The following is an 18,374-nucleotide window of genomic DNA, read 5'->3' on the forward strand; positions in this document are numbered from 1 at the left end:
CGGCCGGACACTTCACACGCCGTTTGAATGCCATCCGCGCCGTCATAGACAGCGCCGCCGATCTTCCGGCCGCAGCCCGTGCCATTCTCCAGCTCGGCGCAAAATGGTCTCCGGACGCGTTGGGAAAACTGCTTGGGGACGCGCTGGAGCTTTCCAGCCTTCAGGGTCGCGAGGCGGTTTTCCTTGATGGTGAGGACGAGGCGAGTTTTGCCGACGCCGATGTATTCAACCAGCCTTTCAAAGAGCAGATAGAGTTCTTCAGGCAGAAGCGCGGCAAGCCCACCAAGGTCTGGACCGACGCCATGCGCGGCACCCATGACCGTGCTTTCGTCATTGCCGGTGCCACCGATCTTGCCATGCTCTCCGATTTCCAGACGTCGATAGCCGACATCATGGAAAAGGGCGGCACCCTTCAGGATTTTCGAAACGACTTCGACCGGATCGTCTCGAAATATGGCTGGACCTACAAGGGCGATTACGGATGGCGCACCCGCGTCATCTTCGAAACCAATATGCGCACCTCCTATATGGCGGGCCGCCTGAAGCAGATGCGCGATCCGGACGTGCTGAAGCTTCGGCCTTTCTGGGAATACCGGCACGGCGAAACCCGCAAGCCGAAAATCCCCCGGCCATCGCATGAGGCGTTGCACGGCAGGATTTATCGCCATGATGATCCATGGTGGAAGAAGCACTTTCCGCCGAACGACTGGTATTGCTCCTGCGGCGTCCGATCGCTCTCGCTGCGCGACCTGAAGCGCCGGGGCAAAGATGGTCCGGATGAAGCGCCTGCCGATCTGATGATGCCGATGATCGACCCGGTTTCCGGCGCGCTGATCGAACAGCCGCAGGGTATCGGTTACGGCTGGGATTATATGCCGGGTGATCTTTGGGAGCGCGGTCTAACGCCGTCCACCCTGATGGATGAAGGCCGCGAACTGCTCGACAATCCCCGCATGGCCGTTGCCATCGACACGCCGGAGCCGGTCTCCGATCTCGTCAAGGCTGCGAAACCCTTCAAGGCGAAACTGCTGAAGGACGGCCAGACGCCGGAGGATTATGTCCGCGAATTCCTCAAACCCTTCGGAGCCGATATCGACCGGGCCGTGTTGTTCGAGGATAAATCCGGCACGAAAATCCCGGTTTCCGATCTTCTCTTCAGAAACCGCCATGGCGAGCTGAAGGCGCTGAAGCGGAACCGGCATCGCGTCATGTCGATGATGGCGGAAGCGCTGCTTGATCCGGACGAAATCTGGATGGGCGTTGCCCGGAAGGCCGAAAGCGGCGATCTGGTCGTGGACCGGCGTTATATCCGCGTCGATCCGAAAACCGCCATGCAGATCGTCTTCGAGATCGGGGAGAAGACGTGGGAGGCGGTCACCAGCTTTGATTTTACCGACAAGAAGGGTGACGCGGATTTTGCGGCGCTGGAGAAGCGGCGCGTCGGCAAGCTGATTTACAAGCGCCCAAAAAAGTAAAAGGCCGGGAGCGATCCGGCCTTTGCGTCAGCGAACTGGCGTGACCATCGCCGGTCTCGCTCGCTGACAGTGACAATATAGGCCCAAATAGCGGGAAAGTCCAATGACAGGCATCAGCTACAAAACCACGATCAACGACGCCGATATGCGCGAGAAGCTGGCGGAGCTGGTGGAGCGCATGGCGAACCGCGAAGGGTTTCACAAGAATGTCGGTGAGCATCTCCTGAATTCTACCGATGAGCGCTTTGACAGCGAAACAGCACCGGACGGTTCGCGTTGGAAAACGTTGTCGCTGGTGACGCGTGATCTGCGCATGAGAAAATACGGCAACGCGCCGATCACGATCCTTCGCGCTTCCGGAGCCTTGCGCGGTTCGATCAATATGGTCGCCAGCCAGAACGATGTTCGTATCGGTTCGGCACTGGTCTATGCCGCCATTCACCAGCTCGGCGGCGAGGCGGGTCGGAATCGGAAAGTCACCATACCGGCGCGGCCGTATCTCGGTCTTTCGGCCGACGACGAGACGGAAATTTTTGCCATTGCGGAAGACTGGCTGGAGGTGGAATAACCCCCTCGAAATTTTCGCCCACAGGCGCGCATAACCCTTTCGGGTGTCCGCTCATACCGATTTTGGGTTACCCCCGCGTTAGAGACGCGTTAGAAACCGGCTGTGAGCCGGTTGCGGCCTTGCTCCCGCATTGGGGATGCGATCCGGGCTTGAAACCATTCCCGACATGGCGCATTGTCTGTCCACAAGCCAAGTACGCCTGACCGGAACCGAGTTCCGGTCATTTTCTTTTTCGGCGTGCCGCATGGTCGCTTCAGATGATTTCTGGAGCCGACATGACCACCGCTTCCGCCACCGCCCGTATCGAAGTTTTCCGCCCCGGCACTTTCAAGTCGATGGAAGGCATCGAGCTGACCTATACCGCCGCCGACCTTAAGGCGATGGCAGACGGTTACGATTATGAGACTGCGCCAGCACCTGTTGTCGTCGGTCATCCCTCGACGGATGCGCCTGCCTTCGCATGGGCCGAAAGCTTCGATTTTGACGCTACGACCAACCGTCTCTATGCGACGGTTAGCGAAATCAATCCGGCCTTTGCTGAAGAGGTCAAAAAGGGCACCTACAAAAAGGTATCACTTCAGCTTTTTTCGCCGGATCAGGCGGCCAATCCGACCCCCGGCACATGGTATCCGAAACATATCGGTTTTCTCGGCGGCGCGGCCCCTGCCGTCTCCGGCCTGAAGAACGTCGCGTTTTCCTCGTCTGAAGGCAGCGCCACCTTCGCCTCGTCCTTCGGGGAGCGCGGTTTCGAGGAGACCGCCAGCATCATGCGGTCGCTGCGTGATTTCATCATCGAGAAATTCGGCATGGAAGACGCCGATAAGGCGCTGCCTGCCTATCGCCTCGAATGGCTCTCGGAAACCGAGATCGAAAAGCCGCCCATTTCCCGCCCGTCATTTTCCGCCCCCGTTGTTCCCCCTTTGAAGGAGCCAGCCCCCGTGACCACCCCCAATCCGTCCTTTGCGGCTCAGGAAGCCGATCTGAAGGCGCGTGAAGAGCGCATCAAGAAACGCGAAGCCGACGCCGCCCACGCCGAGAATGTCTCCTTTGCGGAAAGCCTCGTCTCCGATGGCAAGCTTCTGCCCGATAGCAAGGACAAGGTCGTGTCGATCCTTGACGCCCTGCCTGCCGAAACCTCCGTTTCATTCGCGGCTGGTGAAACAGCCGTCCCGGTTGCCAAGGCGCTCCGCGACATTCTGGCGGCGCAGCCGAAGATCGTGTCGTTCGGCGCTTTCGACATGCCGGACATCAACGGCTCCGGAGGCCGCCCCGCTTCGTTCTCGGCTGACGGCAAACAGGTCGATGCCAATGGCATGGAAATCCATGCCAGGGCGGAAGCCTACCAGCGCCAGCATCCCGGCACGGCCTACCTCGACGCCGTGCGCGCCGTTTCCTGACAGGAGCTTCCCGACATGCAGTTTTTCAACTCCCTCTACAGCGAGACGCTGACCGCTACCACCGTCTTCGCCGCTTACGATCTGGTCGATTTCAACGATGCCAAGATCACGGCAGACGATGCGCCCGTGAAAGCCATGGCGCACGCCCCGGCAACGGTCGGTCTCGACGTCGCGGGCATGATGATCGGCACGGCCCGCCTGCGCGCTCGCGGCGCTATCGCCAAGGGCGACAAGCTCATTTCCGCAGCGGCTGGAGGCGTCAAGACCGCTACAGGCGCATCCGTCAACGTCTTCGCCCGTGCGCTCACTGCTGCGGCCGATGGCGAATTTGTCACCGTCTTCATGAAATAAGGAACCAGTTCCGAATGGGTAACAATGTCCTGAACCAGCGCACCGCCGCCGTTGTCGATCCGATCCTTTCGACGCATGCACGCGGCTACCGCAACTCCACCTTCATTTCGAGCGCGCTTTTCCCGCGTGTAACGATCCCGAACCGCTCAATGCGGACGATCCGCTTCGGCAAGGAAAGCTTCCGTCTGCTCAACACTCGCCGCGCACCGGGTGCCGACCGCAAGCGCATCCAGTACGGCTATGCCGACGATCCGGTGTCTCTGGCGCAGGACAGTCTTGAAGCTGTTGTGCCTACCGAACATCAGCAGGAAGCCGAAATCATTCCCGGCATCGACCTTGCGGCCGGAGCCGTCAACATGGTGCTGGATGTTCTTGACCTCACGCTGGAGGTCGATGCGGCCAAGCTCGCCCGCGATGCGACCAAGTACGATGGCAACCATAAGCTGGCGCTGGCGGGCGGTGATCGCTGGACGGACCCGAATTCCGATCCGAAATCCGATATCGACGCTGCCAAGGAAGCCATCCGCCGTTCCGTTGGCCGTTATCCCAACACGCTGGCACTCGGCCCCAATGCCGGCAATGCCCTGAAGAACCACCCGAAGATCAAGGAGCAGTTCAAATACACCTCCAAGGAAAGCATCACGGTTGAGATGCTCGCGGCGTATTTCGACCTGAAGAAGGTAGTCGTGGGGGCTGCTGTTTACCTGCCGGAAACGGCTGACGACAGCGCACTTGCCAACGATGTCTGGGGCGACGATGCCATCCTCGCCTATGTCCCCGAGCAGGGCAACAATTTCCAGGTGCCGAGCTACGCCTACACCTACGAGCTGAATGGCTATCCGCAGGTCAACAAGCCGTATTACGAGGATCGCAACGGTTCGTGGATTTATCCCACCACCATCGAGCGCCGCCCCACCATCACCGGGGCGGAGGCCGGTTTCCTTCTCCAGAACGCTGGCGCAGCTCCGGCCTGATAGGAGGCGATCATGGACGAATTTACCGTTTCCGTCACTCTGACCGGTCCCGCCAAGGTCAACGGCGTTAGAGAAAAGGCTGGCAAGACCGTCGCAGTTTCCCCGACGCTGGCGCTCCAGCTTGCCGCCTCCGGCGTCATCAACCCGCAGGTTGCGGAGAAGCTTTCGCAGGCCGTGGACATGTCCGATACTGCACTGGAGAGCGATTTCCAGACGGCGGTGGAAGATGCCGCCGCAGGCCGGATTGAGGTGCTGAAGGCGGATCATCTGCTCGATACCGCCCTGCTCGAAAATCGGATTTTCGATCTGACGCGTGATCTGGGTCGCGAAAAGAGCACGGTCAGCACTGCCATCGCTGATCTTCAAGCCAAGGATAGCCTGCTTGTCGAGGAACGCCAGAAGGTTGCCGATCTGGAAGCCGAGCTGACCAGCGAAAAGCAGGCCCGAACCGACGCGGAAACCAAACTGGCGGAAGCGCAGGCCGAACTGGCGAAGCTTGCCGAGCAGGCGGCAGACAAGGCGAAACCCGCCAAGACCCCGAAATAAGCCCCGTTCCGAAGACTCCCAAGCCGGGCCTTTCGAGCGGGATGGTGCACCGCATCCATCCCGCTCGTTTTCACTCTCACCCATGGACCTCTCCGATGCCACGTTTTCTAACGGTTGACGAATTTACGACGATGTTCGGCCTTGCCGAAGTCTCGCAGATCGCGGGCATCGGCAATCTGAACGACATGGCCGGTCGCACGCTCGACGTGGCCAAGATCGAAACCGCCATCACCTTTGCCGAAGATATTCTTGTCGGTTATTCCCGTGCCCGTTACGCCGTCATCGAAACGCTTACGCCAGAAAACACGCCGCAGCTCGTCAAGGGCCTGATCGGTGACGTTGCCCGTTACCGCCTGCGCGACAAGTCGGGCGGACAGGGACAGGTCGAAACCACAGTGCGCGAGCGCCATGACGCCGCCATGTCAAACATCAAGGCCGTCGCCACCGGGAAATTCGAGCTTCCGATTGCTGGCGAGCCGGTGAATGGCGAGGCCGGATCGACCCGCGCGGACGCCATTATTCCGCCATCCCGCGTGGCCGGTATTCTGTACGGGTGGAATTCATGAGCGACGTTCTGCGCACCGCCCGCCCGCCGCTCATCATCGAACAGGTCGAAGACGCGCTTCTGCCGCACCTGAAGGAAAATGTCTCCGGCCAGTGCAAGGTCGAGAATTTCCCCAACAACCCGAAGCTCTACGATTTTTCCAACCTGCCAGCGGCGCTGCTCATTCACTATGCCGGTTCGCGCTATGCGGCTCCGAAAGGTCCTTCCAACACCGCACAGGCCCGCGCCATGGAATGGTCGCTGGTGCTGCTAGTCCGGTCGCTGCGCGGTGAAGGCGGCGCTTACAATCATCTTGAGGACATCCGACTTGCAGTACAGGGCCGATCCTTTGCGGGTGCTGGCCCAGCCGTCATGACCCGCGACCAGCTCATTGAAGAGGTAGATGGCGTCTGGCGCTGGGAAATCCGCATTTCCCTGCCGATCCCGGCCGTGGCCCGCAGCACTCCGTCACCAGCGCCGTTCATGCGCCCCGCATTCGCAACCCCCTGAAGGAAAGAAGGACATGGCAAAGTCGCCTCTGAACCGCAAATCCTACCGCTACAGTGGTCCCGTCACGCCGCTGGAAGCGGACGGCACCTCCCGCATGCTGTTTCCCGGCACCTCCTACACCGATCTGCCGGAAGAAAACGACACCGTCAAAAACCTGATCGCCAGAAAGCTGCTCATTGCCGAAACCGGCAAGGAAGAAGTGCAGCCTGCCGACGCATCTGCTGAAGGAGCCTGATACATGGCGGCAACTTTCCATCACGGCCCGGAAGTCATCGAACACAAGGACGGCGTGACAGTCGTTCGCGACGTGAAATCCGCCGTCACCTACGTCAACGGCACGGCCCCCATTCAGGACGTGCATGCCACGGCTCTGGCACGAGAAGACTACATCAATAAACGCGTTATCATCCGCTCGCGGGCGGAAGGTGCGGCCGCGTTCGGTGTGCACAAAGCCGGTTACACCATCCCGGCCGCGCTCGATGCGATCTTCGATCAGGGCGACGGCGGCACGATTATCGTCAACAACGTCTTCGATCCGGACGTTCACAAGGAAGGTGCCAACCCCGATCCTTCCAAGGTGACGACGGTTGACATCAACGGCACGATTTCACCTGCCGGTCTCGCCTCCGGATTTTCTGGTGCCTACGAGTGCTACAACAATTTCGGTTATTTCCCGAAGCTCATCATCGCACCTGGCTATTCGCCTGCAGCGACGGTTCGCGCCGAAATGGACGTGGTTGCCAGCCGCCTTCATGCGCTGGCGATTGCCGACCTGCCGCTTGGTCTCACGAAACAGCAGGCTGTCGCCGCTCGCGGCGTGGCTGGCACGGCCAACACCTCCAGCGCCCGCACCGTTCTCACCTATCCGCATGTCGTTATCGAAGACACGACAGGGGCGACGGAAACCCGGCTTGATCCGCTGTCTTCGCGGCTGGCTGGCGTCATCATCGCTACCGATCTCAACGAAGGCTGGCAGAATTCGCCGTCCAATCGCGAAATCAAGGGCGTGGTCGATTTGGAAGTGCCGATCAACTTCTACCCGTCCGACTACCAGAACGACACCAACTTTCTGAACGAAGCCGGGATCGTCACCGCGATGCGGTCGTTCGCGACGGGCATCCGGGTATTTGGCAACCGCTCGGCGGCTTTCCCGACTTCGTCGCATGTCGAGAATTTCATTCATGCCCGCCGCATCCTCGACATGATCCACGAGGCGATCATCTTCTACACGATGAATTACGTGGATCGCCTCGGTTCCCCCATGACCGTCGAGGCGGCCGAAGAAGGCGTGAACGCCTATCTGCGCTCGAAAACCGACATCGCCATTTATGGCGGCACCTTCCGCTTCGACCGGCAGAAAAACACCGCCGAGCAGATCGCAGACGGGAAGTTCTATTACCGACTCGAATGCCACCCGATTTCGGTCATGGAGCGCATCACCATCGACTCCTACGTCGATACGAAATTCATCTCCAACGCGCTTTCGCTCGCGGCCTGACAGGAGGCATAATCCATGGCACGTAAAATCGGTCAGATCACGCAGTCCGACTGCTACATCAACGAGGTGGATGTCTGCGGGCGCGTGACGGAGCTGGACATGGGCGAAATCGCCCATGCCGAGATCGAGCATCAGACGCTCGGCATGATCGGCGTCCTGAAGCTGCCCGGTCGCCCGGTGCAGGCGATTGACGGCAAGATCACCTTCGAATGGCTGGATGAGGAAGTGTCGCGCAATATCCTCAACCCGACCAAGGTGCACAAGCTCCAGCTTCATTCCTACGTCGATATTTTCGACGGCGAAGGACTGAACACCGGGCAGTCCCACACATTGATCACCCATATCGGCTTCCAGATGATGAAGACGGGCGGCCGAACCGCCAAACTCGGGGAAAATCTCGGGCAGGAGCACGATATATCCATCAGCTCGTTCAAGCAGTCCGTCTACGGCGGCGAAACCCCGATCATCGAATTTGATGCGTGGAACAACATCTATCGCATCAATGGCACAGACGTCTGGCCGCGCTAAGGCGCGTCCGGACACACATTGAACCCCTTCTGAGGAACCTATGGTAAAGCGATATTTCCCTTATGTTGCGGTGGTTGGCGCTGTGACCTTCATGCTCGCCTCCCTTTTCTTCACGTCGCCGGTTCCGGCCGCGACGGAAAGCCGGAGCGATTTCTACAGCGTCATCGTCAGCGCCGACGATTTCGGTCCCTTCGTCATGCATGTTTCCCCCGTTGCCATCACGTCGATGGAGGTGGACGAATTCATGCCCTGGCATCAGGCAATCAGAACGGCGCAGCCTCTTGCTCCTGAATATGCCGAAAGCCTGAAAACGGACGCGCTCAACTTCATCGAAACCCGCATGCGCTGCTGACGCGGCAATCCTTCCAACCTATCGGGCCGCGTTAGAGGCGCGGCCCTTCTTTCAAGTTCTAACGTCACACAGGAGACAACAGTGGCAGCAGAAACGAAGCTCACCGGCGTTCGCGCCAAACTGAGGGCCAACAAGGACGCCAAATCCGGCACCTATGATTTTCCGCTGAAGGACTGCGGCGTTACCGCCAGCATCCCGAATTTCATCAATCATGGCCTCTGGATGAAAGCACAGCGCATCGCCAAAGGTGACACCCCGAAGGCGCAGGCGGCATTCATTTGCGAGACTGTCCTGTTCGACGGTGAAAAACTCACCATTACCGACCTTCAAGAGCTTGTTGCGGCAGGCGACACGTTGACCCTAATCAGCGAAATTTTCGGCGATGACGATGACGAGGGAAAGGAAAAGACGGCGGCGTAACGCTGTCGGCACCCGCCCAGCACTTGTTCTTGCTGGAAAAGGGCTGGACGCATGGCGATCTTAATGCCATGGATGAAGCCGAATTCGCGTGGTGGTATGCGGAACAGATTGAACTGGAAGAGGCGAAAGCTGCCGCTATAAAAGCCGCCTCAAACAAGACCTGACCGGAACCGAGTTCCGGTCATTCCTATCCAAGTAATGTGCGACCTCTGTTCAGGATATCTGACCAGAGGTTTTTTTATGCGTTTCGCGATGATTTTCGAGGGGGTGGATCGCGCCACCAAGGTCATGTCGAAAATCATGGCCGCTGAGAAGAAAACGGCCAAAGCCGCTGAAGCTGGTGCCAAGGCTGGCGCTGCCGCATCAGCCGGTGCCACGCGGGCAACGGAGCGTCACGCATCTGCCCTATCTAAAATCGGGTCCGTTGCCCGTTCGGCGTACAGAGGCGTAGTGGCAGGGGCGGAGGCGGCAGCGCGTGCAACGGTTGCCCTTCATAATAAGACCGTTGCGTTAGCGAAGTCAGGCTTTGGACAGGTCGCGTCTGGAGCAGGCAAGACCTTTCGCGGGTTAGCGCTTGCCGCTGGCGTGGCGACAGTTGCCGTTGGCGCTGCGAGTTTGGCTGCGGGCCAGTTGGTCGGTACTGCATCGAAATTCGAAAAATTCCAGACCATCCTTGAAACGACAGAGGGTTCCAGCGCCAAAGCCAAGGACGCAATGGCATGGGTAACCAACTTCGCCGCAAAGACGCCGTACGAATTGGACGGTGTCATGGACAGCTTCGTGAAATTGCGCGCCTATGGACTTGATCCGACAACTGGCTTGCTTCGCGATCTTGGCGACATGTCGGCCGCAATGGGTAAGCCGTTGGAACAAGCGGTAGAAGCTATTGCCGACGCTGTTACGGGTGAGAACGAGCGCCTGAAGGAATTTGGCATCCGCGCCGCGAAGGATGGCGATGAGATCGCCTATTCCTACACCATCAACGGCCAAAAGAGAATCGCGAAAGCGCTGGCGTCGGACCCCGGCGGCATCCAGAAAGTGCTGCAAAAGATTATGTCTGATCGCTTTTCAGGAGCGATGGACAAGCTATCCCGCACATGGGAGGGCATGGTCTCCAATCTTGGTGACCTTTGGATGCAGTTCCAGCTCGCCATCATGAATGCCGGTCTTTTCGACTGGATGAAGTCGAAACTTGAATTGGTCCTCGCAACCGTCAACCGCATGGCGGATGACGGCACCCTTCAGCAATGGGCGTCCTATATTAGCGACCGTGTCGTGACGGTGCTGACTGCGGCTTGGGAGTTCGCCAATGGCGTCTATCAGGTGCTATCTCGCCTTGGCGAGTATCTTTCCGTCGCGGCTGAATATGTCGGTGGGTGGGAGCGCCTTGCCGGAATTCTGGCGGGCATGGCCTTTGCGCCGATCCTGATTTCCACGGCGGCCGGTCTCGTCCAGATCGCCATGGGCCTGTCGATGCTGAGCGCCGCCCTGATGGCTAATCCGATAACGCTTGCCATAGCCGCGATCGTCGCCGGTGCAGCGCTGATTTATCTCAATTGGGAACCGATCAAGGCGTTTTTCATCGATCTTTGGAACTCGATGGCAACGGCTGCAGCCAATGCCTGGAATACGGTCAAGGGCTGGCTCGGCTTCGATCCCATGCCGATACTCTTTCAGCTTTGGGACGCCCACAAGCTTATTGCCGCGATGGGCATCGAGGCGCTGCGTGGCCTTGTGGAAGCGGCATGGACCAATCTTAAAGCCGTCCTTGAATGGTCTCCTGTCGAGACGATTTCGAGGCTTTGGGCTGGCCTGTCCACGACCGCGACAGCGGCGGTGGAAAACGCGTTTGCCGCCGTGGATGCTGTATGGTCGCGCATCAAGGCGCTGTTTGAATGGTCACCTGTTGAGGCAATCCAGAGGTCGTGGGCCGGGATTTCCGACGCGCTTGGCGGATTGATCGACGGCGCGGCCGCCCGAGCTGGTGCAGCATGGGAAAAGGTCAAATCGGTTTTGAGCTTCAGCGGTGATGATCCCACTGAAACGCCCGCCGCACCCGCCACCATGACGGATGCGGTGGCCTTGCGCGAAAACGCGACCGTCGCCATGCAGAAACTTGCCGAGCTCGACGCCGCAGCCGCCAAGCTGGTGCCGTCGATCACGGATGTTATCGGTCAGGCGCGGAGCTATCTTGCCGGGGTGTCGTTCTACGATCAGGGCGCGGCGCTGATGGACACTATGGCGGCGGGCATGCGGGCGCGTGCTGCCGTTGTCGTCAACGAAATCCAGCGCATGGCGCAGATGGTGCGCGATCACCTCCCGTCCTCGCCTGCGAAGGTCGGGCCGCTTTCAGACATTCACCGTCTGAAGTTCGGGGAAACCATCGCCGGATCGATCCGGGCCGAACCGATGGTGAAGGCCATGCGCGCCGCATCGGCTGCAACCATGGCGGCTGCCGCGATCTCCGCGCCGAACGTCGCGACAGCTTCCACCGGCGCTGACGCCGCCCGCGCACAGGTTGCCCGCGCTTCCGTCCAGTCGGCGGCGTCGGGCGGTTCCGGCAGCACCTATCATTTCAATCCAACAATTTCGGTCAATGGCGGAAATGGTTCTCCAGCGGACATCAAGGCGGCCGTGAAAGATGCCCTTTACGAAAGTTCCCGTGAGTTGGCGGCGCTTATCGATGAAGAGAATCGTCTTAGAGAAAGGCGGCAATTTTGACTCGTCACCGCAACCGGTTCGAAACCCGTAAAACCGTACTCAGTGCCATGGCTGAAGAACAGTCATGGAAGTGCGATTGCGGCACCATGCTCGAAGAGGGACAGAAGCGTTATTGCCGCTCGTGCCAGTCTTGGCTTGAGGATGCTCCTCGCTATTATGATGAGGTCGATCTGTGATCTACCTTCTCGGCTCCATTCCCCTTGGTGTTGCGCCGCTGACCGGCCCCGTTTCGCACGGCATCGAGCGGGCGGGCACATTCGTCCAGCACGCCACCACGCGGGGCAAACCTGCTCTTCAGGAGATTGGCGAAGAACTGGATACGCAGTCCTTCAGCTTCTTCTTCTCTGAAGAATTCTGCGATCCGGCCGCCGAACTGGCAAAGCTGGAAATCGCCTTTGCAATCAAGTCGCCGCTGCCCCTGTCGCTTGGCGACGGCACATTTACCGGCAAGCGTTATGTCATCGAAAGCCTGTCGCTCGGCATCACCAAGACGAACCGCAGCGGCAGCCCCGTTAGAATTGAGGCCACGATGGGCCTGCTGGAAGACCCGCTGGCGGGCGGCCTGTTCGCGCAACTGACGACCATTGCCAAGAGCCGCGCCACGGCGCTCTCCGGTAGCGCCGCCACCAATCCGCAGGTGCGCAAATGACAGTCAAGCTGACGGGAGAGTATTTCGAGTACAGGACGATTGCCGGGGATCGCTGGGATTTGCTGGCCTATCGTTATTACGGTGACCAGTACAAACAGACGGTCATTCTTGAGGCCAACCGCCACCTGATCCTTGACGACCTGGCTGTGCAGCCGCTCATGCTGCCGCAGGGCGTTACGCTCAAAATTCCGGTAATTGAGGAAGAGGCTACTAATACCAGCCTGTTGCCGCCGTGGAAGCGCGCCAACCCGGAATACAGTGTCTGACCATGGCGACGAAACCGTATTTCTCGCTGATCTATCAGGGCGTGGATATTTCTTCCGAACTCGATCCCATGACCACGTCTATCACCTATACCGACAAGGCTCATGGTGAGGCCGATGACATAGCGGTTACAGTCCAAGACAAAGACGGACGCTGGAAAGGGGAGTGGTTGCCGGAGACCGGTGATACGATGAAGCTCACCATTTTCGACGGAGCAGGCGGTGTGTTGCCCTGCGGCACTTTCGAAATGGACGAACCGGAACCGTCTGGAAATCGCGGTGGCGACACTGTGACGATTCGTGGGCTTGCCGCGCCGATCTCCAAGCCGCTCCGCACCCAAAAGACCCGCGCTTTCGAGAAGCAGTCGCTGCGCCAGATCGTGGAAAAGGTCGCGGGTGAAAACGGCCTGTCGGTCGAAGGCGACATCGAGCAGCAAATTTTCCAGCGAGTGACACAGCGCCGGGAACGCGACCTTGAGTTTCTAACGCGGCTTGCCGAAGACACCGGGCATTATTTCAGCGTGCGGGGGCAGCGGGCGATTTTCACCAGCATCAAATCCGTGGACGGTCGGGCCGCCGCGCTGACCATCAGCCATGCTCAGCTCGGCGTGCAATTGTTGAACTACCGTTTCCGTTTCCAGACCGACAAAACCTATTCCAAGGCCAAGGTGACGGCCATGGATGAGAACCAGAAATCCAAAATCGAAGCCGAAGTCGAGGATAGCGACGTAACGACCGGTGACGTGCTCAACATCACTGGAGAGCGGGTCGAGAATGCCGCGCAGGCGGAAAAACTCGCAAAATCCCGCCTGCATCGCAAGAATCGGAAATCGCTCTCCGGATCGGTCGAGATGGTCGGCAATGTTTCGGCCGTCGCCGGCGTCGTGGTCGAGACCAACGGTTTCGGCCGTTATGACGCGCTTCTGGTCATCGACAGTTCCAGTCACACCATGAGCCGTAGTGGCTATACAACGGGGGCAGAGCTTGTCAAAGCGAAGCGATAGTGAATACGGGCAGAACCCAACAGCACGGCGCGGCATCGTCGTTGACCGCGATCCGAAGACGATGCGTGTCAAGGTCCAGTTTGAGGATGAAGACGAGCTGGTGACGCAATGGATCGACGTGCTTGCGAAATCCTCGACCGGCGTTTCCGCCTTCCAGATGCCCGGTGAGAATGACGAGGTGTGGTGCGCCATGGACGCCAAAGGCGAAAGCGGCTGCGTCATAGGCTCCCGCTACAATGCGAAAGATGCGCCTTCAGGCGATGCCAACGACCAGATCGTGATCACGTTTCCGGGCGGCTATGTGCGGTTGGAAACGGGCAGCGGCAATCTGGACATCAAGATACCGGGCAGCGTCAGTATCGAGGTTTCAGGCGAGTTCAACGTGAAGGCCGCCAAGGGGCATTTTTCCTGATGCCGAAAATCGTTCGTCTTGGCGACACGTCTACGCATGGGGGCACCGTGATCACCAGCGCCGCGAACTGGAGCGCCGAAGAGGCGCTGATTGCCCGCAAAGGTGACATGCATTCCTGCCCCATTCCCGGCCACGGCGTCACGCCCATTGTCTCTGGCTCGGGAAAGTACAGTTGCGAGGGAGCGCCCATTGCCCGCGACGGCGATATCTGCGGATGCGGCGCGGTTTTGATATCTGGTGCTACGAAATGGGAGGTTGATTAGGCGCGGGCTTGTTATTTCAGGCTTTTGCGGCTAACCTTCCTTCACCTTCAGCATCTGACCGGAACCGAGTTCCGGTCATTTTTGTTTGTGGCGTGCGGCACTCTCTTCGCATGATCGACAAGGATAAAATCACCCACCGCCATTGGTCCATTAAGGTCGGCCGCGCCGATCCGCAGACCGCTATTGCGCCCGACACCTATGGCGAGATCGTCACGGCGGTCGAAGACCTGTCGCAGTCGATCACCAATCTTATCCTGACGCCGAAAGGCTCCGTTCCGACCGAACCGGAAAAGGGCGTCGATATTCTCGGTTCCATCGACCGGAACCCGGATATCGGTATTCCGTATCTGACCCGCGAGATTTGGGACGCCATCGCCCTTTGGGAGCCGCGTGTCACCGTCGAGCGCGTCGTGGTTGACATGGTGCAGTTCTCCCATTTCCAAACACAGGTTTTCTGGCGGCCGGTTCAATCCGTGCTGGACGATCTTCAGGTAACGGAGGTCGTTTACAATGGCTGATCCCGTCAAGCGCACACTTGCCGAGTTGCGCGAAAATGGCGCTCCCGAATTCTTCGAGCGCGATCCTGCGGTGCTGAAGGCGCAGTTCAAGGCAAAGTTCGAAGCGGTTGCCAACCGCACGCTCTATCCCGCACAAACGGAAATGTACCTGATCGAAGTCGCGGCTTATGCCCTGTCGCTACTCAACGAAGCGGCGCAGACAGGCGTTCTTCAGAACACTGTCGTTTTTTCCGAAGGCGTACACCTCGAAAACCGCGCCGCCAACGTCTCGACTTTCCGGCTTCTGGCACAGGCCGCTGCCACCACAATCGAGTTTCGTCTATCCGCCATCCGCCTGCTGGATACGGTCATCCCGAAAGGCACCCGCGTCGGTGCTGGCAATGCTGTGACCTTCGCAACCGATTCCGATCTCGTCATTCCAGCCGGGATGCTGGCGGCAACCGTCGCCGCAAAAGCGACGGCGGCAGGCGCGACATGGAACGGTCTCGGTATTGGCAAGGTGACGGATATTCTCGATCCGGTCGCATTCGTCATCAGCGCCACCAATCTGACGGATATTTCGGGCGGGACCGATATCGAGGATAAAGAGCGTTTTCGTCTTCGCGCCGCTAATGCCCTGCACACGATCAGCAAGGCCGGGCCTCGCGACGGCTATCGTGAGCATGTCATGGCGGTCAATCCGGCGATTGTAGACGTTGCCGTCATCCGGCCGGAACCCGGTCACATCGACATTTACCCGCTTATGAAAACCGGCCTGCCTTCGAATGAGCTGAAGGCGGAAATTCTTGCCTACCTCGATCCGAACACCCGCCGCCCGATGGGTGACTATGTCGTTGTCCATTCTCCGGAGCCGGTCAATTTCAACATGGTGCTGACCGTTCGCGTTCGCGAGGCGGCGGCTGGTCAGCAGGCGCTGTTCGAAAGCGTGGCGCAGGCGGCTTTCCAGCCTTGGACGCAGGAGCTTGGCGCGCAGATCGCACCGTCCGTCATCACGTCAGCCCTGAAAGCCCTGCCGCGTGTTGCGGACGCCAAGCTGACCAGCTTCGATTTCACCGATCTTGCCGCCCACCAGTTCCCGGTTCTGGCATCGCTCGTGGTCAACATCGTGGTGGTGCCGAATGAGTGACTTCATTCCCGCCATCCTTGTTCCTCCTGGCATCAGCGACCAGCGCGACCGCGATTTCATTGAGGCGCTGTCCCAGACGCTCGCCACCTTCAACCCCTCCGCCCTTGTTGTTCAGGACGCCTTGACGGCTCCGGCCGCCTTGCTGCCGATCATGGTGGTGGAAGCCGCACTGCTGGATTTCATCTCTCCGGACATGCGCGAGGATTTGCTGCGCGCCATGATCGACGCGGCCCCTGAAATCCATGCTATGCGTGGAACCGTGGCGGGCGTGCGCAAGGCGTTAGAAACAATCGGCGTTTCCGCCCGCTGGACGCAATGGTGGCAGGAAGAGCCGAAGGCGTATCACGACACGCATAAGGTCGTTCTGTTCATCAACGATACCGTCATCAACGGCCACGCGCCGCTCGATCTGCCGAACCAGAAGGCTGCGGCCCGCATCATCGCCGCCGCCAAGCGGCACAGTCAGGATATCGCCATCCAGTACGGCGTGCGAGGCGAAGCGACCCTTCGCCTTGGCGCGGCGTCCCGGCGTGGCCGCACCGTCCGCATCATGGCTCCGCAGCTCGGAGACGCGGCCTATTCAATTTCCACCTTCGCGGGGACCGGAGCCTATGCGCTCCGCTCTATCCGCATCAACGCAAAGGCAGCTTGAGGCATGGCGCAGGCTTATTTTTCGCTCGTTACGAACACCGGCAAGATCAAGATCGCACAGAGCGCAGCCGGTGGCGATGCGGTCGTTATCACCCATTTTGCCATTGGTGACGGCAATGGCGCTGAAACCAATCCGACCGCCGCCGCGACGGCTCTGGTTCGCGAGGTCTGGCGCACGCCGGTCGAAAGCGTCATCACTGATCCGGACAACCCTTCCGCCATTCTGGTCACGGCGATCATTCCAACCAATGCCGGTGGCTGGTGGATGCGGGAGTTCGGTATTTTCGATCAGGCCGGATCGATGATTGCCGTCGCAAAGCCGGTCAGCCAGTACAAGCCAACTGCGCTTGAAGGGCAGCTTGAAGACATCCGTTATGAATTCCAGATCATCATTGGCGAAAACGCCAATGTGACCTTGCTGGTCGATCCTTCCCTGTTGTTTGCCACACGGGCTTGGGTCGAAAACCGCAAAATTCCCATGGGTCAGCTCATGCGTCTCCCGTGGATGCCCGTCCTGTCCATGACGCTCTCCAGCGCACCCGGCAATCCGGCCGTGGGCGACAGCTACCTTGTTCCGTCTAACGCCACCGGCATCTGGGCCGCAAATATCGGAAGGATTGCCGAGTGGAACGGTACGAGCTGGAACTACGTTTTGCCGCCCGATGGTCACGGCATCAGCTTGCCGGATGGCCGCGTCTTCGAATGCGTTGGCGGCACTTATGTCGAGAAGTTGGCGCTTGACGCGCAATCCGGCAAATGGAGCTATGCCGTTGCGGGCGGCACCCCGAATGCCCTGACAGCGTCCCTCAATCCCGCACCGCAGGCATTGACGGTCGGCATGGTCGTGGTCCTCAAAATCGCTGCGACTAATACGGCCGCCGCCCCGACGCTCAATGTCAACGGCACGGGTGCCGCGACTATCAAGCGCGCCTCCGGCCAAGCGGCCGCTGCGGGCGATGTACCTATCAACACGTTCGTTCCCTTCATTTGGGATGGCGCGAGCTGGCGAATGTCTGGTGGGTCACCCGCGCATATGGTGCCAAAAAGCATCCAGATTTTCGACGTCGTCGGCACCACCAATTTCGTCGTGCCGGACGGCGTGTTCTCCATTTATGTCGAGGTCTACGGCGGCGGCGGTGGCGCCGGGGTTCAGGAATGGAATACCGGTCGGGCGCACGGAGAGGGCGGTGGTGGCGGCGGCTTCGCGGGTGGCTGGGTGTCGGTGACACCCGGACAGGTTATCCCTGTCACGGTGGGCGCGAGGGGCGTTGGGTCCGGCACTGACTCGGGAACGGCTGGGGGAACATCTTCCTTTGGATCGTTCATGTCCGCCACAGGAGGTTCTCCGGGCTTAAGCAACGGCGCGGCAGGCAGCGGTGGAACAGGCATCGGGGGGCAGATCAATCTGACCGGCGCGATGGGGCTGGATGGCACCGGCTTTGAGCCATATGCCTTTGCGTTCGGGGGTGACGCGGCAGGTCCGCACGGCGGCAAAGGTGCGCGCGCAGCCACTGTGCAAGCGACGTGGCCGGGCGGTGGCGGCGGGCTAGGTGTGCCATCGACAGGCGAACCGGAACGTGGTGGCGTGATTGTGAGGTGGTAAA

At 59.6% G+C, this 18,374-nt stretch carries 25 protein-coding genes; all 25 read left to right on the top strand.

Translation table 11 applies throughout. The features are described from left to right. Nucleotides 1-23: 23 nt before the first annotated feature. The 25 genes from BTN45_RS06330 (at nucleotide 24) to BTN45_RS06445 (ending at nucleotide 18,373) form a co-directional block, all read left to right on the top strand. Nucleotides 24-1,475, top strand: a complete 1,452-nt coding sequence (locus BTN45_RS06330; protein ID WP_207589348.1) for a PBECR2 nuclease fold domain-containing protein — start codon at nucleotides 24-26, stop codon at nucleotides 1,473-1,475. Nucleotides 1,476-1,578: 103 nt separating this feature from the next. Further along, the gene (locus BTN45_RS06335; RefSeq protein ID WP_207589350.1) at nucleotides 1,579-2,043 is read left to right on the top strand and encodes a phage virion morphogenesis protein; all 465 of its coding nucleotides are present in this window, start codon (nucleotides 1,579-1,581) and stop codon (nucleotides 2,041-2,043) included. A gap of 275 nt (nucleotides 2,044-2,318) precedes the next feature. Continuing rightward, nucleotides 2,319-3,440, top strand: coding sequence for a hypothetical protein (locus BTN45_RS06340; RefSeq protein ID WP_246751670.1), 1,122 nt, complete (start codon nucleotides 2,319-2,321; stop codon nucleotides 3,438-3,440). Nucleotides 3,441-3,455: 15 nt separating this feature from the next. Beyond that, nucleotides 3,456-3,791, top strand: a complete 336-nt coding sequence (locus BTN45_RS06345; protein WP_207589354.1) for a capsid cement protein — start codon at nucleotides 3,456-3,458, stop codon at nucleotides 3,789-3,791. 14 nt (nucleotides 3,792-3,805) lie between these two features. Beyond that, nucleotides 3,806-4,765, top strand: coding sequence for a major capsid protein (locus BTN45_RS06350; protein WP_207589356.1), 960 nt, complete (start codon nucleotides 3,806-3,808; stop codon nucleotides 4,763-4,765). Nucleotides 4,766-4,777: 12 nt separating this feature from the next. Continuing rightward, nucleotides 4,778-5,311 (top strand): hypothetical protein, encoded by a 534-nt coding sequence (locus BTN45_RS06355; protein WP_207589358.1) that lies wholly within the window; start codon nucleotides 4,778-4,780, stop codon nucleotides 5,309-5,311. A gap of 95 nt (nucleotides 5,312-5,406) precedes the next feature. Beyond that, on the top strand, nucleotides 5,407-5,877 hold the full coding sequence (locus tag BTN45_RS06360) for a phage protein Gp36 family protein (protein ID WP_207589360.1): 471 nt from the start codon (nucleotides 5,407-5,409) through the stop codon (nucleotides 5,875-5,877). Then, on the top strand, nucleotides 5,874-6,365 hold the full coding sequence (locus tag BTN45_RS06365; protein WP_246751671.1) for a Gp37 family protein: 492 nt from the start codon (nucleotides 5,874-5,876) through the stop codon (nucleotides 6,363-6,365). Before BTN45_RS06360 ends, BTN45_RS06365 begins: the two co-directional genes overlap by 4 nt. Before the next feature lie 13 nt (nucleotides 6,366-6,378). Next, nucleotides 6,379-6,600 carry a hypothetical protein gene (locus BTN45_RS06370; RefSeq protein WP_107326993.1) on the top strand — a complete coding sequence of 74 codons (222 nt, stop codon included), beginning with the start codon at nucleotides 6,379-6,381 and terminating at the stop codon, nucleotides 6,598-6,600. Between the two features lie 3 nt (nucleotides 6,601-6,603). Then, nucleotides 6,604-7,863, top strand: coding sequence for a phage tail sheath subtilisin-like domain-containing protein (locus tag BTN45_RS06375; protein WP_207589370.1), 1,260 nt, complete (start codon nucleotides 6,604-6,606; stop codon nucleotides 7,861-7,863). A gap of 15 nt (nucleotides 7,864-7,878) precedes the next feature. Continuing rightward, complete coding sequence (locus BTN45_RS06380) at nucleotides 7,879-8,391, top strand: phage major tail tube protein (RefSeq protein WP_207589373.1); 513 nt, start codon at nucleotides 7,879-7,881, stop codon at nucleotides 8,389-8,391. 40 nt (nucleotides 8,392-8,431) lie between these two features. Next, nucleotides 8,432-8,743, top strand: coding sequence for a hypothetical protein (locus BTN45_RS06385; protein WP_207589374.1), 312 nt, complete (start codon nucleotides 8,432-8,434; stop codon nucleotides 8,741-8,743). A gap of 81 nt (nucleotides 8,744-8,824) precedes the next feature. After that, nucleotides 8,825-9,163 (top strand): hypothetical protein, encoded by a 339-nt coding sequence (locus BTN45_RS06390; RefSeq protein ID WP_207589376.1) that lies wholly within the window; start codon nucleotides 8,825-8,827, stop codon nucleotides 9,161-9,163. A 29-nt stretch (nucleotides 9,164-9,192) separates the two neighbouring features. Next, nucleotides 9,193-9,327 (top strand): hypothetical protein, encoded by a 135-nt coding sequence (locus BTN45_RS26625; RefSeq protein ID WP_281434747.1) that lies wholly within the window; start codon nucleotides 9,193-9,195, stop codon nucleotides 9,325-9,327. Between the two features lie 76 nt (nucleotides 9,328-9,403). Beyond that, on the top strand, nucleotides 9,404-11,884 hold the full coding sequence (locus BTN45_RS06395) for a tape measure protein (protein WP_207589378.1): 2,481 nt from the start codon (nucleotides 9,404-9,406) through the stop codon (nucleotides 11,882-11,884). Continuing rightward, complete coding sequence (locus BTN45_RS06400; RefSeq protein ID WP_207589380.1) at nucleotides 11,881-12,060, top strand: hypothetical protein; 180 nt, start codon at nucleotides 11,881-11,883, stop codon at nucleotides 12,058-12,060. Before BTN45_RS06395 ends, BTN45_RS06400 begins: the two co-directional genes overlap by 4 nt. Next, a complete protein-coding gene (locus BTN45_RS06405; protein ID WP_207589382.1) occupies nucleotides 12,057-12,533 on the top strand; it encodes a phage tail protein in 477 nt (158 codons plus the stop codon). Before BTN45_RS06400 ends, BTN45_RS06405 begins: the two co-directional genes overlap by 4 nt. Continuing rightward, nucleotides 12,530-12,799: a tail protein X gene (locus tag BTN45_RS06410; RefSeq protein WP_207589384.1), complete on the top strand. Its 270-nt coding sequence runs from the start codon at nucleotides 12,530-12,532 to the stop codon at nucleotides 12,797-12,799. The genes BTN45_RS06405 and BTN45_RS06410 overlap by 4 nt, the downstream gene beginning before the upstream one ends. Nucleotides 12,800-12,801: 2 nt before the next feature. Then, nucleotides 12,802-13,800: a contractile injection system protein, VgrG/Pvc8 family gene (locus BTN45_RS06415; protein WP_246751672.1), complete on the top strand. Its 999-nt coding sequence runs from the start codon at nucleotides 12,802-12,804 to the stop codon at nucleotides 13,798-13,800. Next, nucleotides 13,781-14,212, top strand: a complete 432-nt coding sequence (locus tag BTN45_RS06420; RefSeq protein WP_207589386.1) for a hypothetical protein — start codon at nucleotides 13,781-13,783, stop codon at nucleotides 14,210-14,212. Before BTN45_RS06415 ends, BTN45_RS06420 begins: the two co-directional genes overlap by 20 nt. Continuing rightward, a complete protein-coding gene (locus BTN45_RS06425) occupies nucleotides 14,212-14,475 on the top strand; it encodes a PAAR domain-containing protein (RefSeq protein ID WP_207589388.1) in 264 nt (87 codons plus the stop codon). The genes BTN45_RS06420 and BTN45_RS06425 overlap by 1 nt, the downstream gene beginning before the upstream one ends. A gap of 110 nt (nucleotides 14,476-14,585) precedes the next feature. Further along, a complete protein-coding gene (locus BTN45_RS06430; RefSeq protein ID WP_207589390.1) occupies nucleotides 14,586-14,993 on the top strand; it encodes a GPW/gp25 family protein in 408 nt (135 codons plus the stop codon). After that, a complete protein-coding gene (locus BTN45_RS06435) occupies nucleotides 14,986-16,119 on the top strand; it encodes a baseplate J/gp47 family protein (protein ID WP_207589392.1) in 1,134 nt (377 codons plus the stop codon). The genes BTN45_RS06430 and BTN45_RS06435 overlap by 8 nt, the downstream gene beginning before the upstream one ends. Further along, nucleotides 16,112-16,771, top strand: a complete 660-nt coding sequence (locus BTN45_RS06440; protein WP_207589394.1) for a phage tail protein I — start codon at nucleotides 16,112-16,114, stop codon at nucleotides 16,769-16,771. The genes BTN45_RS06435 and BTN45_RS06440 overlap by 8 nt, the downstream gene beginning before the upstream one ends. 3 nt (nucleotides 16,772-16,774) lie before the next feature. Continuing rightward, complete coding sequence (locus BTN45_RS06445) at nucleotides 16,775-18,373, top strand: phage tail protein (protein ID WP_207589396.1); 1,599 nt, start codon at nucleotides 16,775-16,777, stop codon at nucleotides 18,371-18,373. Nucleotide 18,374: the final 1 nt, after the last annotated feature.

It is taken from the genome of Rhizobium sp. ZX09, assembly GCF_017357485.1.
Lineage (GTDB): Bacteria > Pseudomonadota > Alphaproteobacteria > Rhizobiales > Rhizobiaceae > Agrobacterium > Agrobacterium pusense.

What these genes read in the sequence shown, in the direction of transcription:
- BTN45_RS06335 (WP_207589350.1), top strand. Translation starts at nt 1,579, where the DNA reads ATGACAGGCATCAGCTACAAAACCACGATCAACGACGCCGATATGCGC.
- BTN45_RS06340 (WP_246751670.1), top strand. Translation starts at nt 2,319, where the DNA reads ATGACCACCGCTTCCGCCACCGCCCGTATCGAAGTTTTCCGCCCCGGC.
- BTN45_RS06345 (WP_207589354.1), top strand. Translation starts at nt 3,456, where the DNA reads ATGCAGTTTTTCAACTCCCTCTACAGCGAGACGCTGACCGCTACCACC.
- BTN45_RS06350 (WP_207589356.1), top strand. Translation starts at nt 3,806, where the DNA reads ATGGGTAACAATGTCCTGAACCAGCGCACCGCCGCCGTTGTCGATCCG.
- BTN45_RS06355 (WP_207589358.1), top strand. Translation starts at nt 4,778, where the DNA reads ATGGACGAATTTACCGTTTCCGTCACTCTGACCGGTCCCGCCAAGGTC.
- BTN45_RS06360 (WP_207589360.1), top strand. Translation starts at nt 5,407, where the DNA reads ATGCCACGTTTTCTAACGGTTGACGAATTTACGACGATGTTCGGCCTT.
- BTN45_RS06365 (WP_246751671.1), top strand. Translation starts at nt 5,874, where the DNA reads ATGAGCGACGTTCTGCGCACCGCCCGCCCGCCGCTCATCATCGAACAG.
- BTN45_RS06370 (WP_107326993.1), top strand. Translation starts at nt 6,379, where the DNA reads ATGGCAAAGTCGCCTCTGAACCGCAAATCCTACCGCTACAGTGGTCCC.
- BTN45_RS06375 (WP_207589370.1), top strand. Translation starts at nt 6,604, where the DNA reads ATGGCGGCAACTTTCCATCACGGCCCGGAAGTCATCGAACACAAGGAC.
- BTN45_RS06380 (WP_207589373.1), top strand. Translation starts at nt 7,879, where the DNA reads ATGGCACGTAAAATCGGTCAGATCACGCAGTCCGACTGCTACATCAAC.
- BTN45_RS06385 (WP_207589374.1), top strand. Translation starts at nt 8,432, where the DNA reads ATGGTAAAGCGATATTTCCCTTATGTTGCGGTGGTTGGCGCTGTGACC.
- BTN45_RS06395 (WP_207589378.1), top strand. Translation starts at nt 9,404, where the DNA reads ATGCGTTTCGCGATGATTTTCGAGGGGGTGGATCGCGCCACCAAGGTC.
- BTN45_RS06410 (WP_207589384.1), top strand. Translation starts at nt 12,530, where the DNA reads ATGACAGTCAAGCTGACGGGAGAGTATTTCGAGTACAGGACGATTGCC.
- BTN45_RS06415 (WP_246751672.1), top strand. Translation starts at nt 12,802, where the DNA reads ATGGCGACGAAACCGTATTTCTCGCTGATCTATCAGGGCGTGGATATT.
- BTN45_RS06425 (WP_207589388.1), top strand. Translation starts at nt 14,212, where the DNA reads ATGCCGAAAATCGTTCGTCTTGGCGACACGTCTACGCATGGGGGCACC.
- BTN45_RS06430 (WP_207589390.1), top strand. Translation starts at nt 14,586, where the DNA reads ATGATCGACAAGGATAAAATCACCCACCGCCATTGGTCCATTAAGGTC.
- BTN45_RS06435 (WP_207589392.1), top strand. Translation starts at nt 14,986, where the DNA reads ATGGCTGATCCCGTCAAGCGCACACTTGCCGAGTTGCGCGAAAATGGC.
- BTN45_RS06440 (WP_207589394.1), top strand. Translation starts at nt 16,112, where the DNA reads ATGAGTGACTTCATTCCCGCCATCCTTGTTCCTCCTGGCATCAGCGAC.
- BTN45_RS06445 (WP_207589396.1), top strand. Translation starts at nt 16,775, where the DNA reads ATGGCGCAGGCTTATTTTTCGCTCGTTACGAACACCGGCAAGATCAAG.